We start from the raw sequence: 15,004 nt of genomic DNA, 5'->3' as shown, positions 1-15,004 counted from the left end.
AATAGCAGAGAAACAACAGAAAATGCTTAAAGCAGCATAAAGGTAGTTTGATATATGCTTGAAAGTGAATTTACACACAAATATGGACTTGACCATACCGCACCATGCCCTCAGAGTTGTCGGAGGACACCAGAAGACCGCTGTCGGCGTATTTTACGAGGGAGGTCTTGTTGAACAAATTTGACCGGGGAGCGCGGAGGGTCTTCCACTTGCCGTTTCTCATGAAAGCGAGTTCCATCATCTCCATGCCGCTGTCGATATTCTCAAGCCTTGCGGTGATAACCACAGGCTGATGGCAGAGGCTGGCTTTTATTGGAACGCCGTTGATGTAGGATGTGGAGCAAATGCCTTCTTCAATGCTGATCTGATATCCGGCAGGTTCCACAGCGCCGTTAAGGTCGATGCCGTCAAGGTCAATTTCTGCCTGCATACTGTCAAACTCCGGCTCTATGGCCTTATCCGCTGTGAACTTGACAGCGTGTTCAAAATCTCGAATCCCCACGCCGGATGTTTTTATGAGCTGCTTGAGCCGAGCGTAGAGGGCGGGCGCTTTTACTTTCGCATACCCGGCAAGCCGAAGAGTGCGGTCGTCCAGAGCCTCATCGCCGTCAATCTTCTTTTTTGCCAGCAGTATTTCAAGTTGTTCATGGAGAGAAAGCAGCGCATGAACGACGGGAGCCTTTACGCCGCATCCGCCCGCAGGACAGTCAAAGCAGAGGTTCTCCCGGATATACAGGCAGGTGACCGGGCGCTTGACCTTTTGTGAACGCTGAATCTTCCGCTCCGTTTCCTCTTCGGAATAGCCGTCATACAGGGCGCTCCACTCATGGAACAGCTCCGCTCCGTCCGGGACGAGGGAAATGTTGTCGCACATGGCTTTCCATTCCGGCTCAGTCACGCTGTTGGGGTCGTTTTTGAGTTTCTGCACAAAAGCGCAGCGTTCCATGATCCTGTTAGCGCTGCCAGTCATTTCCGGGTCTGCCTCAAACGGTTCTCTGTCGGAGGACGGGGAATTTTCGTAGTACCCGGCAAAGTCCTCAAGGGTGTATCGGGGACCGTCAAAAGACAGAACTCCGCACGGCACTGGCTCGTCCAGCTTGTGGTTCAGACTGCCGGGGGCGCGAAACATATGTGAGATGTTATACACGTTGTCCAGCTTCCAACCGCACTTTGACGCCTCCGACATCAACAGCTTTCCGAAGCCCCGGAGCAGACCTTTCGCCCGTTCACGGGTGTCGTCATCCGCAAAGGGGACAGGCTCCTTAAAAAGGTAGTAGCCGTATATGCCGTAGCCGGAGTCCACGAAGCCCGTGGGTTTTATCTTCATCTCGTCAAGAAAAGCTATAGCCGCTGCCTTGTCCGGCGGCAGTTCGGTTTCCTTGTGGGCGGGACCGTGAACGTCGATATCCGCCACAAAGGCGATGAGGGTTTCCACATCATCGTCCTCACCCCTGAGGTGCGGCGACAGGTCGGCTCTTCTCATATTGGGGTTGATATACACATTCCTGCTTCTACCGAGTTCGAACACGCGGTCATAGACCTCGTCCGCCGGGACGCGGTAGTGCTTTCTGTCCGGCAGAGTCGTGATTATGACTGCATCGCCGAACAGCTTATAAAATTCGCGGTCGTCCATAATTTTTGCACCTGTCTTCCTCGGTTACGAATTTGATGGTCATATTCTTTTCACTCGCCCTGTCAAACTCCGCCTCCATACCGGAACTGAGGCGGTCGCCGCACACCCAGACCTCGCTGCATCTGTCCATGAGTGCGTTGCCAAAGGACATCCCGAGTTTTCGCTCCGCCGGGTTGTTATCGTCCATGAACTGCGGATACAGAAGATGAGGCGCGACGGGGATGTATCCCTTTTCTACTGCAAGACGGCAGTATTCTCGCGCCGCTTTTACGTTCGCCGCCACATCTCCGGAATATGGGCTGCAGATGTATACGAGCGTTCTTTTGTTATCCGGCATGGCGCACCTCCGAAATCTTGTCGATGAGTTCGTCGACAAAAAGCTCATATTCCTCCGGGGCGAGATCGCGGACGTCCTCAACTTCAAAATCCTCGCAGAGTCCGTGCAGTTCCATGCCGTAGCCGATATCCCGCAAAACATCGGTCAGACGGATAACGATATCGATGTTGATATCGCCGCGGTGCATCATCTTCGCGCTGCATTCGGCGCAGTTCACTTCCGTGTCATAGGGGTCTTGCGCTCCGGCGAGAATAAGCTCCCGCAGATCCATCTGAATTTCCTTGCCGCATACGGCGCAGCGGGTATAAGTGCTCTTTGCCGTAACTGGACCGCACACGATTGCGCCGTCCTTCAGCTTTGTTTTTGTGTAAATCATCTTCTCTACCTCCGCAGTATTCGTGATAAACGGAAAATCCGTCCTCACCTCGTACAGGACAGGCAAGGACGGAAACCGTACCATATTTAATCTTTTTTATAGAAATCGCATTCGTAGCCATCGGCTCGGAGTATAAGACCGGGCGCCCAAGGCGGTGTTCTGCCCATCTGTTTGCAGACCGCCTCAAGGGACATGATCCTGTCCGCTTCAATGATGACTTCATCGTGTACATGGGCTACGATGTCACAGCAGCGCAGAGTATTCATGGCATGGCAGAGGATATCCCGGCTTGTCGCCTGGACGATGTTTTCCACCAGTTTTGGGCCGTAAGTTTCAAGCCGCTCCCACTTTTTCGTGCCGCCGGTACCCTCATAAGTGATAGCTTCACCGCCGAAACGGTTCTCTCCGATTCTTGGCTTCACATAGGCAAGCCGTCTGCCAGAAGGTAGTTTTATGAAAAGGAATCCGCTCTCGTAGGAAAAATCGACGCCGTAAGCGGTTGTATGCGTCTTACCTTTGATAGCCGCTTTCGCCGCCCGGTCGACCGCCCACCAGAACTTGACGATATTGGGGTTCGCACCGCGCCATGAATCCACGATAGGCTGAAGCTCCGACTCCTTAAGACCCATTTCCAGAGCGCCCATTGCTTTGAGCGCGCCAACGGAGCCGCCGTATCCGCAGGCCAGTTCCGTTGCCGCACCGGAATTGATACAATGTAACGATGCACCGGATACCCCATTAACGATGAACACATCACCCGTTTAACGATAGTGAACAGGTGCAGAAACAAATTTTAATAAAAAAAGAGCGTCCAGTAATTGAACGCTCAAATTGGAGAAAGGTTATACTTTACCGCAATCGGTGAGAATCATTCAGCGCCACTTCATCCAAGAAGCTTTCTCATATCTTCATCCGGGGTAGTAATCGGGCCGATGTTGTATTTTTCAATGAGCAGGTTCAGCACATTGGGAGAAATAAACGCCGGCAGCGTAGGACCGAGCAGAATATTCTTAATTCCAAGATGCAGAAGCGTCAGCAGGATGCAGACTGCTTTCTGTTCATACCAGGAAAGCACCATAGAGAGCGGCAGTTCGTTCACTTCGCACTCAAATGCATCTGCAAGCGCCAGGGCAACCTGGATTGCGCTGTAAGCATCGTTGCACTGTCCCATGTCCATGATACGTGGCAGGCCGTCAATGGTGCCCAGGTCAAGGTCATTGAAACGGTATTTTCCACAGGCCAGGGTGAGTACAATCGTATCCGGCGGCGTTTTCTTTACGAATTCTGTATAGTAATTCCGGCCGGGTCTTGCGCCGTCGCATCCTCCCACCAGGAAGAAATGCTTGATCTTGCCTGATTTTACCGCATCCACGACCTTGTCCGCTACAGAAAGCACCGCTCCGTGAGAAAAGCCGGTAGTGACTTTTGTGCCGCCGTTGATGCCTGTAAATGCCTGATCTTCTTTATAACCTCCTAACTGGAGCGCCCTTTCAATAACCGGCGTAAAATCCTTATTCTCGCCGATGTGGATGCATCCGGGATAGGACACCACCTCGGTGGTAAAGACTCTGTCCGCATAGCTCGGCTTCGGCGGCATCAGACAGTTAGTTGTAAATAGAACTGGTGCCGGGATGCTGGCAAACTCCTTTTGCTGATTTTGCCATGCGGTGCCAAAATTCCCCTTCAGATGGGCAAATTTTTTCAGTTCAGGATAGGCGTGCGCCGGCAGCATTTCTCCGTGGGTGTAAATATTGATACCTTTTCCTTCCGTCTGCTCAATGAGCAGTTTCAAGTCATGCATATCATGGCCGGAAATGACAATAAAGGGTCCTTTCTCTACGGTAAGAGGGACTTCTGTGGGAGTCGGCATGCCAAAGGTTTCCGTATTTGCCTGATCCAGAAGCGCCATACATTTCAGATTGATTTCACCCACTTCCAGCACGATCGGAAGCAGCTCATCCGTATCCCAATCCATCCCGATGGCAAACAGGGCTTTGTAAAAGAAACGGTTTACTTCTTCGTCTGTATACCCCAGAACGGCGGCATGGTATGCGTAAGCCGCAACACCGCGGATCCCAAAGAGGATCAGAGACTTCAGGGAACGGATATCTTCATCCCCGTCCCAAAGAGAATCTATATCATAGTCGTCATTTCTTCCGCATGCGGACGCACAGTCAAGGCAGCGCGGCACAAGGCGGTCCTTTTCGGCATGGATACGGCTGGTCAGGGCGGATATGGTTTCATCATTGAAATTTACGTTGGTAATAGTTGTGAATAAGCCCTCCATCACCAGGGCGTCGGTCTCTTTTGTAACCTGATCTTCGTTTCCCTCCACGGCGCGGGCAAGACCCACCAAAGCCCCGGTCAGCTTATCCTGAAGCCGGGCGGTCCCGGATTTTTTGCCACATACGCCTGCATTCCTGGTGCAGCCGGTGCATCCAGCAGTCTGTTCACATTGAAAGCAGAACATTTTTGTGTTTTCAATATGTTTACTCCTCCATTCAGTCTAATATTTTTCCATCTGTTGAAATCGTTACAACACTCCAGGGGATAAATTTTCCGCTGGCCTGAAGCGCGGTTTTCACGGCGTGCTCTATGCCGCCGCAGCAGGGAACCTCCATCCGCACCACAGTGACGCTTTTGATGTTATTATTCGCAATGATCTGAGTCAGCTTTTCCGAATAATCCACATCATCAAGCTTGGGACATCCAATCAACGTGATATGGTTTCTGATAAAATCATTGTGGAAATTCCCGTAGGCGTAGGCGGTACAGTCTGCCGCAATCAGAAGATTCGCATTTTCAAAGTAAGGGGCATTTACTGGTGCCAACTTGATTTGTACCGGCCACTGTGACAACTGGCTGGTAGTGGAAGAGAGTGGTTCGGTCAGCTGAGCTTCCCGATGAATTGCTTTTGCATTCGTTCCGGGGCATCCACAAGGCAAAGGCATTTTTTGTTCCTTTGCCGCAAGGACAGCAGACTGGTCATATGCTGGGGCCTCTCTTTCCTCAAAGGTAATTGCACCCGTTGGGCAGGCGGGGAGGCAGTCACCAAGCCCGTCACAGTAATCTTCCCGAGTAAGCTTTGCTTTTCCGTCTACCATTTCAATTGCCCCTTCATGGCAGGCATCTGCGCAAAGTCCGCAGCCATTGCATTTTTCTTCGTCGATTCTAATAATTTTTCTTATCATCATTTATTCCTCACAAATTTCATATTGTCTTTAAATCCTGCGTTTCTATCCAGTTTTTCAAGACGGCAGCATGGTTAAACATCCTGTCTTTCGCTCCAAAAAGGAGAGTCACATTTCCGTGCTTTCTCTTATCTTGAATTGTATTTAAAAACGCTTTTGCATGTGGATTGGCGTCCAGTTCTGCAATATATCGTATAGAAAACTCTGCGAACCGTTCAATAGTGTGTCCAAACCATTTACGAAGTTCTGTGGATGGAGCGATGTCCTTTTCCCATAAATCAATCCTTATGTTTTCTTTTTTTACTCCTCTTGGCCAAAGACGGTCAACAAAAACACGGTAACCATCTTCCGGCTTCGGTGGATCATAAATACGCTTGCACAGTAATTCATTCTTATTGATTAATGTGTATACTTCTCTAACGCCTCCATTTGCTCTTGTTTCTGATAGGAATTCTACCCCTTCTAACATTGGTATTTTAGGCTTCCCTTGACATCCTTCCAAAATCGTCACGACTTTTCTTCCACCTTTTCAATCTTGAAAACGTTGATTACATCGCTGTCAGGACAGCAAAACCTTATTTCACCGTTTTTTGCTTTCGGGGGACACCCGCCGTAACGAAGAATGTCAATATAGGGAAACGCAACGTGCATCGCCATGGGGCAGAGTATGCCGCGGTCATCATCATAATCAAATGTGTCTCCTGCTTTGTGTCCTCTATGACAAGAACAGTTACCTTTTTTCTCCACAAGGGTTATTTTGATTCTGGGCTTCATCCTTTTCACCTCCTGCTTACTTGACTTTCTGTGCTTATTATAATATAATGATTGCAACAAGTCTGTTGTTTTTACAACGGAAATGAGGTTTTTATGAAAGATGATATTCAAATTCTGAAAAAGACAGTGCTGTTTTCCGGTGTGAAAGAGAACGAGATTGACTCCATGCTCTCCTGCCTTCAAGCAAAAAAAGATAATTTCAAAAAAGGGGAGTTTGTACTAAACCAGGGGCAAAGGCTGGACAATATCATGATTCTTGCAAGAGGAAAGCTATACATCCAGCAGGATGATTACTGGGCCAATCGGAGTATTCTGAATATCATAAATCCGGGAGAAATGTTTGGAGAGTCTTATACTGCGCCCGAAAGCGGCGCTGTCATGAACGATGTCATGGCTGTAGAAGACAGCGAGGTAATCTTCTTTGATGTGAAAAAGATATTGACCATTTGTTCTGCTGCCTGTCAGTTTCACACTACAGTTTTGCAAAACCTGTTCTTTGCAATTTCGGAAAGAAATAGAAATCTTGTACGGAAGCTGGGCTACCTGTCGAAGCGCACTACCCGTGAAAAACTGATTGCTTATCTTTCCGATGAGGCAAAACGCCAAAATAGCAGCAGTTTTTTCATTCCTTTTAACCGTCAGCAACTTGCGGATTTTCTGTCAGTTGATCGAAGCGCCATGTCTAATGAACTGGGAAAAATGAAGAATGAAGGAATGATCGAGTTTCAAAAAAATCATTTTATTCTGCTGTAAAATAGTAAAAGTATCTTGCCAAATTTTCTTCACCGGACAATGGTAAAATTCATTGGCATACAAGAAGTAAACCTATGTCGCAAAAAATATAACCACACAGACAATCCACATTCTTATTGCCCCTGTATCTCCGTCCCATCTTTAAAAGTCACCCGGATATCCTTCTCGCTGTTCACCGTCATGAAATCCACCAGGCTCGACCATAGCCGCTCGTCAAATTCTACAATCGGCTCCTGCGCCTCCACTGTATGGAGGAACTGCTCCAGCAGCTTTTTACGGTCGGCTTTGTCAGCAACCGCCTGGGTGACCTCATCAAACTGCGCCTTGACTGCCTCATAGCGGCTGACCAGCCCGTTGTAACGCTCGGTATACTCGTCCTGATCAAGGGCGACACGGGCGTTCTCCGTCACGCACCGCTCTACCAGCCCCACCACAACCTCCAGTTCTTCCTTCAATTCACTCTGCCGCTTTTCCAGTTCTGTGCTGTCACACAGCACGGCGATAACCATCTGCACATTAGCAGATAATTCTTCCTTCTCTGAGAGCAGGACATTGACCGCCCGGACGAAGGCATCTTTGACTTGCCCCTCCGTGACATGGGGCGTACCGCAGGGCTTGCCGCCTTTGTACTTGTGGTTGCACTGGTAGATGACCCGGCGGTATTTATCTGTGGAGTGCCAGACCTTCGAGCCGTACCAGCAGCCGCATTCGCCGCATTTGATCTTGGAGGAAAACATACTCACGCCGCTGTAGCGGTGCTTATCCTTTGTCCGCCTTGCCATCTCTGCCTGGACGTAGTCGAAGGTCGCAGGATCGATGATGGCTTCGTGGTTGCCTTCCACATAGTACTGCGGAACCTCGCCCTCGTTCTTTTTCGTTTTCTTCTGGAGGAAGTCCACCGTGAACTCCTTTTGGCGGAGAAGGTGGGATTCGAACCCACGTGCCCCGGAGGACAACCGCATTTCGAGTGCGGCTCGTTATGACCACTTCGATACTTCTCCAGATATTTGATTTTCGGCCTAGCGTTGACTGCAAGTCTTTGCTCGATTCTCGTCGGTGCTGGCTTGCGAAAGCCTGCCCACGCCGACAATAAATCAACGACCGTGATTGATTATATCACGGTCGCGGTTTTCTTTCAACTGAAATCGCACCAAGATTGTGAGAAAACAGTAAATTATATTCAGGCGTTGCCTTGCTGCTACAGGCTTATGGCAGATGTAACAGGTCAACCCTGCAATTTGCTCAGAACATAGTCACCGAACTGGGCGCAGGTAGCGCCATCTTTAAACCCGGTCACCACCACAGCCTTCTCGCGGTTACAGCAAATATCCAAAGCCTCATCGAGAGCAGCAGCCTTGGCTGTGAATCCAATGTGCTTCAGGAGCATTTCCACTGCCTTCAGCAGACTGGACGGATTGGCATAGTCTCCCAAACCGTCCTCGATCATACGTGGCGCTGAACCATGGATTGCCTCGAACATAGCGTACTGATCGCCTATGTTAGAGCTACCCGCTGTGCCGACTCCACCCTGGATCTCAGCCGCCTCGTCGGTAATTATATCCCCATAGAGATTCGGCAGTACGAACACCTGGAAGTCGCTTCTGATATCCTTATTAACAAGATTAGCCGTCATGATATCTATATACCAGTCCTCCAGCTCGATGTCCGGATACTTGAGCGCCACCTCGTGGCAGATCCGAGAGAAATTGCCGTCAGTCTTCTTCATTATATTAGCCTTTGTTACACAGGCCATCTTCGTCTTGCCGTTAGCCTCCGCATAATCAAAAGCCGCCTTGCAGATACGCTTTGTGCCCAGGTCCGTGGTGACTTTGAAATCAATAGCCAGCTTCCCCGGCATCTCCACGCCGGAGCTGCCAAGAACATACTCGCCTTCCGTATTCTCACGGAAGAATGTCCAGTCGATGCCCTCCTCAGGCACCTGGACCGGCCGTACATTTGCATAGAGATCAAGCTCCCTGCGCAGAGCCACATTGGCACTTTCCAGATTACCGCCCTTAGGAGTCGTAGTCGGTCCCTTCAGCAGCACATCGCACTTTTTGATTTCCTCAAGAGTAGCCGCCGGAACAGCTTCCAGAGTCTCCAGACGATTGCTTATAGTCAGTCCATGAATAGGGTTGATCACCACGCGGCCCGAATCGATCTCACGCTTCAGGAGCAGATCCAGAACGCGGACCGCCTGATCCATGATCACAGGACCGATGCCGTCACCGGGGCATATGCCAATAGTAATCGTCGTCAGTTCCCCGTAATTCTTCGGCTCACGCTTGTCGTCAGCCATAAGAGACACGCGATTCAGCTGATCCTGCAGAAGATTTCTGAACTGTCCGCAGACATCGCTGATAGTCCCCATCTCGTTCATTTCCTTCAGGCTCAGATCCACAAGCTCCCGAACAAACCCCGGTTTATTATTCTTATCCTTAGATTTTGCCACTTTATTCTGCCTCCCCGGCTACATATTTCAACAGTCCGCCCGCCATCAGTATCTTCTTCTGGCGGTCCGTGAAGCTGCATGTAAGCCTGATTTCATCATTACCATCTTGCAATAATATTTCGCCGCTGTCAAGGCCTTTCAGGATTCCCGACAACTTCAGCCTGTCGCCCTGGGACAATTTGTCGTAGTCGGCAGGGTCCGCAAAAGTCAGCGGCATGATGCCCGCGTTGATCAAGTTGGCCGCATGGATGCGGGCGAAGCTTTTCGCGATGACGACTCTCACACCTAGGTACAAAGGTACCAGCGCGGCGTGCTCTCTCGATGAGCCCTGGCCGTAGTTGTCGCCCCCTACGATGACACTTCTGCCGGCCGACTTGGCCCTTTCAGGGAAGGTTTTGTCGCAGACTTCGAAGCAGAACTGCGACAGGTGTGGAATGTTTGAACGATAAGGCAAAATCCTTGCCCCGGCGGGCATTATGTGGTCTGTAGTGATATTGTCGCCGACCTTTAATACAAGTGGAGCAGCAAAATCATCATCAACGGGCTCGCCTGCAGGGAATTCCTTTATGTTAGGTCCGCGGATTATCTCAACATCTCCGGCTTCCTCAGGAGTTGCCGGCTCAAGTATAGCGCTATCGTCTATTTTGAATGCATCAGGCATGGTCACCTCAGGCATTTCTCCCAATGTCATCGGATCAGTGATCACTCCATTGAGAGCCGCCGCAACAGCTGTCTCCGGCGATACTAGATAGACCCTTCCGTCGGCAGTGCCCGAACGGCCTTCGAAGTTACGGTTGAATGTTCTCAGGGAAACTCCGCCGGAATTAGGCGAGAATCCCATACCGATGCACGGTCCGCAGGCACACTCCAGAACTCTGGCACCGCTGGCCAGAATATCTGACAAAGCTCCGCAGTCTGCAAGCATCGTCAGCACCTGCTTGGAACCCGGCGATATGGACAGGCTCACGGACGAATCTATAGTCCTGCCCTTCAGCAGAGCCGCCACCTTCAGCATATCGTACAAAGACGAATTGGTGCAGGATCCGATGCAGACCTGGTCTACCTTTGTGCCGGCTATGTCACCAACCTTAACTACATTGTCAGGACTGTGAGGGCAGGCGATCATCGGCGTCAAAGTTGAAAGATCGATGTCTATGACTTTGTCGTAAACCGCGTCTTCATCACTGGCCAAAGCCGTGAAATCCTCCGGACGGCCTTCCGCCGCCAGGAACGCCCTGGTTACATCATCCGATGGGAATATGGAAGTGGTTGCTCCCACCTCGGCACCCATGTTTGTTATAGTCGCCCGCTCAGGCACAGACAGCGTCGCAACTCCGGGGCCTCCCCACTCGACTACAGCGCCGACGCCGCCTTTGACAGACAGCTGGCGCAAAAGTTCCAGACTGGCGTCCTTCGCCGTTACCATAGGGCGCAGAGCACCCGTAAGATTAACTTTGTACATCTTAGGCATTGTTACGTAATATGCGCCGCCACCCATGGCAACGGCTACGTCCAGACCGCCGGCGCCAATGGCCAGCATACCGATGCCACCGCCTGTAGGCGTGTGACTGTCAGAGCCGATAAGCGTTTTCCCCGGCTTGCCGAAGCGCTCCAGATGGACCTGATGGCAGATGCCGTTGCCCGGCCTGGAAAATTTCAGCCCGAATTTTCTTGCCGCCGACTGGATGAACCTGTGATCATCAGCATTCATGAAACCCGATTGAAGTGTATTATGATCGACGTAAGCCACAGACAATTCCGTGCGGACGCGGGGTATGCCCATGGTCTCGAACTCCAGGTACGCCATAGTTCCTGTGGCATCCTGGGTCAATGTCTGATCTATGCGCAGAGCGATCTCCTGCCCCGGCTCCATAGTGCCGCTGACCAGATGCTCTCTGATTATTTTCTGTGCTATTGTTAGTCCCATTATGACTCCTTCCTGTTGCTACTTTTCCTGGACTCTAGCGTCTTTCATTCCCTGATAGGCGTGGTCTATATGAGTCAGCATTATCGACTCGACCTTCTTCTCGTCTCCCTTGATTATTGCATTGTAAATATTGCGATGCTCCTCGATGGACTCGATCATCCTGTGCTCGTGAGCCAGTGACGCCTTCCTGAACTTATGCATCTTATGGTGGAGAGGCATGAGAACGCTTCTTACTACGGGGCTGCCGCAGGAATCGTATATCAGATCGTGGAACTCCGTATCCAGGTCGCGGACCTTGTCCACGTCATCCTTGGACGCATAGAATTCCTGCTGATCTATGATGTTCTTCATCTCATCCAGTTGTTCCTTGGTCATTGCCTTGGCCGCCCAGCGGGTAGCCATGATTTCTATCCTTCTCCTTACCTCGAAGGTGTCATCTACGTCCTTATCAGTTATGCCCAGCACCACGTTGCCCATCGGAGAATCCTTGATAAGATCCTCATCGGCCAGTCGGTTCAGAGCCTCTCTGATAGGCGTTCTGCTGACGCCCAGCTCCTCGGAAAGCCTCTTCTCGCTGATCACCTCGCCTATTGGGTAGGTCCCGTTGAGGATGTTCCTCTCCAGGGTCTCGAAAACCTGATTCGCCAGGGATACGCTCTTATATTCAATCATTGCCCTTCAACTCCTTAATCTTCTCTTTGATTTCCTTATTGGAAATGCTCGTTGTCCTGTTGTCGGCGTAAAGCTCGTCGACCCAATCCTTCAAGGCGTGGACCATAGGGTCGTCCTTGTGGATCTGCTGATCGCCCACCAGGTCGTAATGCTCGTTTATCCAATAGGCTATGCCCGCCAGACCGCTGGTCTTGCTGATGGTCACGCCTGGCTTTCTCTTCAGCAGCTTATCAGTGTTGAAGATGTTGTAAATCTCCTCATCCTTCATGAGTCCGTCGGCGTGGATGCCGGCTCGGGTCACGTTGAAATTCTCACCCACAAAAGGTGTCATAGGCGGAATTTCGTAGCCCATTTCGTCGCTGAAGTACCTGGCAATCTCAGTGATGGCTGTGGAGTCCATGCCGTCCAGGGAACCCTTCAGAGAGCCGTACTCGAACACCATGGCTTCCAGCGGAATGTTTCCTGTGCGCTCGCCGATGCCCAGCAAAGAGCAGTTCACTGCGCAGCAGCCGTAGAGCCAAGCCGTGGCCGCGTTAGAGACAGCTTTGTAAAAGTCGTTATGACCGTGCCACTCCAGCATTTCGCTTGGCACGCCCGCATAGTGCTGCAGGCCGTATATGATTCCCGGCACGCTTCGCGGCAAAGCCACCTCTGTGTATGGCACGCCATAGCCCATGGTGTCGCAGGCCCTGATTTTCACGGGGATGCCGGCTTCCTTGGAAAGCTTCATGATTTCGTTAACAAAAGGCACTACGAAGCCGTAGAAGTCGGCTCTGGTTATGTCCTCCAGGTGGCACCGCGGCACTACTCCCGCCTCAAAGGCGTCTCTGATTGTTTCCAGATAGTAGTCTACTGCCTGTCTCCTGGTCATATTCATTTTCTTGAAAATGTGGTAGTCGCTGCATGACACCAGAATGCCCGTCTCCTTGATGCCCAGATCCTTGACCATCTTGAAGTCGTTCTTGGTAGCTCTGATCCATGTGGTGATCTCCGGGAATTTCAGCCCCAGATCCATGCATTTCTCGATTGCTTCTCTGTCCTTCTTGGTGTATATGAAAAATTCGGACTGTCTGATGAGTCCGTAAGGTCCGCCCAGTTTGGACATGAGCTTGTACAGGTCAACTATCTGTTTGACCGTGTACGGCGCCATGGACTGCTGGCCGTCTCTGAATGATGTATCTGTGATCCAAATGTCAGGCGGCGTTTCCATAGGCACGCGCCTGTGGTTGAAAGCAACCTTTGGAACTTCCTCATAATTATAAACGTCCCTGTAAAGATTGGGTTCAGGAACGTCCTGCAGGGTGTACTTGTAGCTGGCCTGCTCCAGCAGATTCGTCTTATCCGATATTTCTAACATCTATTAGCCTCCGATCCGCTTCAGTTGATTAAACCGTTGACGTATATATGTATACCAGTATAATTGTTTTAATATTGTTTGTCAATAGATTACAGCAAAAACCCCCGCGCCGCAGCGCAGAGGTCTCTTTACGACAGTTGCTAGTAAACAGTTGCGACAAACTTTGGTAAACAACCGCGACAAATCCTAGTTAACGCCATGTCATCTGTGTTTGCTCAAAGCACGCTTTTTGTTGCATCATCCTTTTGCATCGTCTTCACCCGCGGCAATATATACTCGCAGATCAGCGCCTCAATATTCTCCGTGTTCATGCCTTGACCATCCGCTTCCCTGTTTGCCGTTACTATGAAATTGTCACCCAAGGTTATGCCATTGTGATAGTATATTCTGAGCTTGTCGCAGAACGCGTCGAAATATGCAGGCTTCTCCATTGACCCTGCGTGCTCCCAGTAAATTATAGTGCCGTCAGCCAACTGGATGGTGAAATCCGGATAGCGAACGACCCTGGTACCGTCGGTATCAATGAGCACGAGCTTCTGCTCATATCGAAAAGGAATCCCATAAATTACGAGCAAATTGAATATAGCCAGTTCACCTTTGGAACGTACCTTCTGATTTGTTATAGTAATATTGGCTCCCGGCGGAAATTCCTTGGGGTTTGTGTCGAACTCGCCTTTTGCCCATTCAACCAGTTCCTTATATCGCTCATCATCGTAGCATTCCGCCGGCAGCCTGGAATAGGCCTTCGGCATAGCCTCCGTTACAGCGCTTGGACCGTAGTCCAAAAATTGTGGCATCAAAGCTTCAAGAATCCGCTTGTCCTCTTCCAAGCGTTTCAGCGTTTCGGCATAAAACCTGCTTTCCTTGATCTTGCGGACCTCCTCACTGGCATCCGTGCCGATAAAAACGCTCTGCTTCACCGCACAATTATTTTTACTTCTCTTCTGCAAATAGTAATTATTTCCATCCTTACCAGACTTGACATAAAGCCAACCATCTAACTCTATAGTCGACTTATTAGCGATTTTTTCAATCAAGAAATTGATCTGCTTAAGTTCTCTTCCTGCCTGTTCAATAAAACTGTACACTTTCTTATTCCTCCTTTTGTTGATAAGACTACTTTTTTAAGTTGATAAGACTACTTTACAACACTTGAAGCAATAAGGAAAGCCCTTTTATATTCAATGTACAATTTTGAGCTTTTAATGTACAATTTTGGGTTTTTGTTGTATTCGGCAGCTATAAAGTAACTTGAAAATACCAACAATTGTCTAATATATCGTATTACTGTTTTATGTCTATCGAGCCAGCGGCTCATACTGTCGGGCATCATGGGCATATGGCCCCCTGTCCTGAGACAACAGCGATTTGAGGCCACTTGCCCGACAATATCCCAATTATATACTACATTTGCGCTATTTCCGATCCTCCAGCCACTAATCATGACCACCGGCTCAGCCGGTGGTTTGTTTTGGCCCTAGAAGGGCCTGTTACCTGCCACATCTTAAGATGTATTGAAAGGTCCACCAACC

Annotated in this window: 15 protein-coding genes and 1 tRNA gene; 1 reads left to right on the top strand and 15 read right to left on the bottom strand. The window is 50.0% G+C overall.

The features are described 5' to 3' along the window. Positions 1 to 70 precede the first annotated feature (70 nt). The 8 genes from EV211_RS09405 to EV211_RS09370 form a co-directional block, all read right to left on the bottom strand. Complete coding sequence (locus EV211_RS09405; protein ID WP_243108596.1) at positions 71 to 1,633, bottom strand: DUF927 domain-containing protein; 1,563 nt, start codon at positions 1,631 to 1,633, stop codon at positions 71 to 73. Beyond that, positions 1,611 to 1,970: a DUF7768 domain-containing protein gene (locus tag EV211_RS09400; protein ID WP_133529177.1), complete on the bottom strand. Its 360-nt coding sequence runs from the start codon at positions 1,968 to 1,970 to the stop codon at positions 1,611 to 1,613. Before EV211_RS09400 ends, EV211_RS09405 begins: the two co-directional genes overlap by 23 nt. Beyond that, positions 1,960 to 2,346, bottom strand: a complete 387-nt coding sequence (locus EV211_RS09395; RefSeq protein ID WP_133529176.1) for a hypothetical protein — start codon at positions 2,344 to 2,346, stop codon at positions 1,960 to 1,962. The genes EV211_RS09400 and EV211_RS09395 overlap by 11 nt, the downstream gene beginning before the upstream one ends. Positions 2,347 to 2,432: 86 nt before the next feature. Further along, positions 2,433 to 3,098 (bottom strand): DNA polymerase family A protein, encoded by a 666-nt coding sequence (locus EV211_RS09390; RefSeq protein ID WP_330564661.1) that lies wholly within the window; start codon positions 3,096 to 3,098, stop codon positions 2,433 to 2,435. A 131-nt stretch (positions 3,099 to 3,229) separates the two neighbouring features. Beyond that, positions 3,230 to 4,816: a hydroxylamine reductase gene (gene hcp / locus EV211_RS09385; RefSeq protein ID WP_133529175.1), complete on the bottom strand. Its 1,587-nt coding sequence runs from the start codon at positions 4,814 to 4,816 to the stop codon at positions 3,230 to 3,232. 31 nt (positions 4,817 to 4,847) lie between these two features. Further along, complete coding sequence (locus EV211_RS09380) at positions 4,848 to 5,537, bottom strand: 4Fe-4S binding protein (RefSeq protein WP_133529180.1); 690 nt, start codon at positions 5,535 to 5,537, stop codon at positions 4,848 to 4,850. Positions 5,538 to 5,556: 19 nt separating this feature from the next. Then, a complete protein-coding gene (locus EV211_RS09375; RefSeq protein ID WP_133529179.1) occupies positions 5,557 to 6,006 on the bottom strand; it encodes a DUF488 domain-containing protein in 450 nt (149 codons plus the stop codon). Between the two features lie 38 nt (positions 6,007 to 6,044). Further along, positions 6,045 to 6,311, bottom strand: coding sequence for a TIGR04076 family protein (locus tag EV211_RS09370; protein WP_133529174.1), 267 nt, complete (start codon positions 6,309 to 6,311; stop codon positions 6,045 to 6,047). A gap of 93 nt (positions 6,312 to 6,404) precedes the next feature. Between EV211_RS09370 and EV211_RS09365 the strand changes: the two genes are divergently transcribed. Then, positions 6,405 to 7,064: a Crp/Fnr family transcriptional regulator gene (locus tag EV211_RS09365; RefSeq protein WP_133529173.1), complete on the top strand. Its 660-nt coding sequence runs from the start codon at positions 6,405 to 6,407 to the stop codon at positions 7,062 to 7,064. A 113-nt stretch (positions 7,065 to 7,177) separates the two neighbouring features. On the opposite strand, the gene EV211_RS09360 is transcribed toward EV211_RS09365, so the two are convergent. From EV211_RS09360 to EV211_RS09330, 7 genes are all read right to left on the bottom strand, one after another. Beyond that, positions 7,178 to 7,963 carry a recombinase zinc beta ribbon domain-containing protein gene (locus tag EV211_RS09360; RefSeq protein WP_243108595.1) on the bottom strand — a complete coding sequence of 262 codons (786 nt, stop codon included), beginning with the start codon at positions 7,961 to 7,963 and terminating at the stop codon, positions 7,178 to 7,180. A 13-nt stretch (positions 7,964 to 7,976) separates the two neighbouring features. Beyond that, a tRNA-Ser gene (locus EV211_RS09355) sits at positions 7,977 to 8,065 on the bottom strand. Between the two features lie 224 nt (positions 8,066 to 8,289). Next, complete coding sequence (locus tag EV211_RS09350; RefSeq protein WP_243108593.1) at positions 8,290 to 9,516, bottom strand: isocitrate/isopropylmalate dehydrogenase family protein; 1,227 nt, start codon at positions 9,514 to 9,516, stop codon at positions 8,290 to 8,292. Between the two features lies 1 nt (position 9,517). Beyond that, the gene (locus EV211_RS09345) at positions 9,518 to 11,443 is read right to left on the bottom strand and encodes an aconitate hydratase (RefSeq protein ID WP_133529172.1); all 1,926 of its coding nucleotides are present in this window, start codon (positions 11,441 to 11,443) and stop codon (positions 9,518 to 9,520) included. Positions 11,444 to 11,461: 18 nt separating this feature from the next. Then, entirely contained in the window at positions 11,462 to 12,115 is a 654-nt protein-coding gene (locus EV211_RS09340; protein WP_133529171.1) for a GntR family transcriptional regulator, read from the bottom strand. Further along, positions 12,108 to 13,472, bottom strand: coding sequence for a beta/alpha barrel domain-containing protein (locus EV211_RS09335; RefSeq protein ID WP_133529170.1), 1,365 nt, complete (start codon positions 13,470 to 13,472; stop codon positions 12,108 to 12,110). The genes EV211_RS09340 and EV211_RS09335 overlap by 8 nt, the downstream gene beginning before the upstream one ends. 215 nt (positions 13,473 to 13,687) lie before the next feature. Then, complete coding sequence (locus tag EV211_RS09330) at positions 13,688 to 14,560, bottom strand: hypothetical protein (protein WP_133529169.1); 873 nt, start codon at positions 14,558 to 14,560, stop codon at positions 13,688 to 13,690. Positions 14,561 to 15,004: the final 444 nt, after the last annotated feature.

The sequence above is a fragment of the Aminicella lysinilytica genome (genome assembly GCF_004362975.1).
Taxonomy (GTDB): domain Bacteria; phylum Bacillota; class Clostridia; order Peptostreptococcales; family Anaerovoracaceae; genus Aminicella; species Aminicella lysinilytica.
This window is presented reverse-complemented; position numbering and strand designations above follow the sequence as displayed.

What these genes read in the sequence shown, in the direction of transcription:
- EV211_RS09405 (WP_243108596.1), bottom strand. Translation starts at nt 1,633, where the DNA reads ATGGACGACCGCGAATTTTATAAGCTGTTCGGCGATGCAGTCATAATC.
- EV211_RS09400 (WP_133529177.1), bottom strand. Translation starts at nt 1,970, where the DNA reads ATGCCGGATAACAAAAGAACGCTCGTATACATCTGCAGCCCATATTCC.
- EV211_RS09395 (WP_133529176.1), bottom strand. Translation starts at nt 2,346, where the DNA reads ATGATTTACACAAAAACAAAGCTGAAGGACGGCGCAATCGTGTGCGGT.
- hcp (WP_133529175.1), bottom strand. Translation starts at nt 4,816, where the DNA reads ATGTTCTGCTTTCAATGTGAACAGACTGCTGGATGCACCGGCTGCACC.
- EV211_RS09380 (WP_133529180.1), bottom strand. Translation starts at nt 5,537, where the DNA reads ATGATAAGAAAAATTATTAGAATCGACGAAGAAAAATGCAATGGCTGC.
- EV211_RS09375 (WP_133529179.1), bottom strand. Translation starts at nt 6,006, where the DNA reads ATGTTAGAAGGGGTAGAATTCCTATCAGAAACAAGAGCAAATGGAGGC.
- EV211_RS09370 (WP_133529174.1), bottom strand. Translation starts at nt 6,311, where the DNA reads ATGAAGCCCAGAATCAAAATAACCCTTGTGGAGAAAAAAGGTAACTGT.
- EV211_RS09365 (WP_133529173.1), top strand. Translation starts at nt 6,405, where the DNA reads ATGAAAGATGATATTCAAATTCTGAAAAAGACAGTGCTGTTTTCCGGT.
- EV211_RS09345 (WP_133529172.1), bottom strand. Translation starts at nt 11,443, where the DNA reads ATGGGACTAACAATAGCACAGAAAATAATCAGAGAGCATCTGGTCAGC.
- EV211_RS09340 (WP_133529171.1), bottom strand. Translation starts at nt 12,115, where the DNA reads ATGATTGAATATAAGAGCGTATCCCTGGCGAATCAGGTTTTCGAGACC.
- EV211_RS09335 (WP_133529170.1), bottom strand. Translation starts at nt 13,472, where the DNA reads ATGTTAGAAATATCGGATAAGACGAATCTGCTGGAGCAGGCCAGCTAC.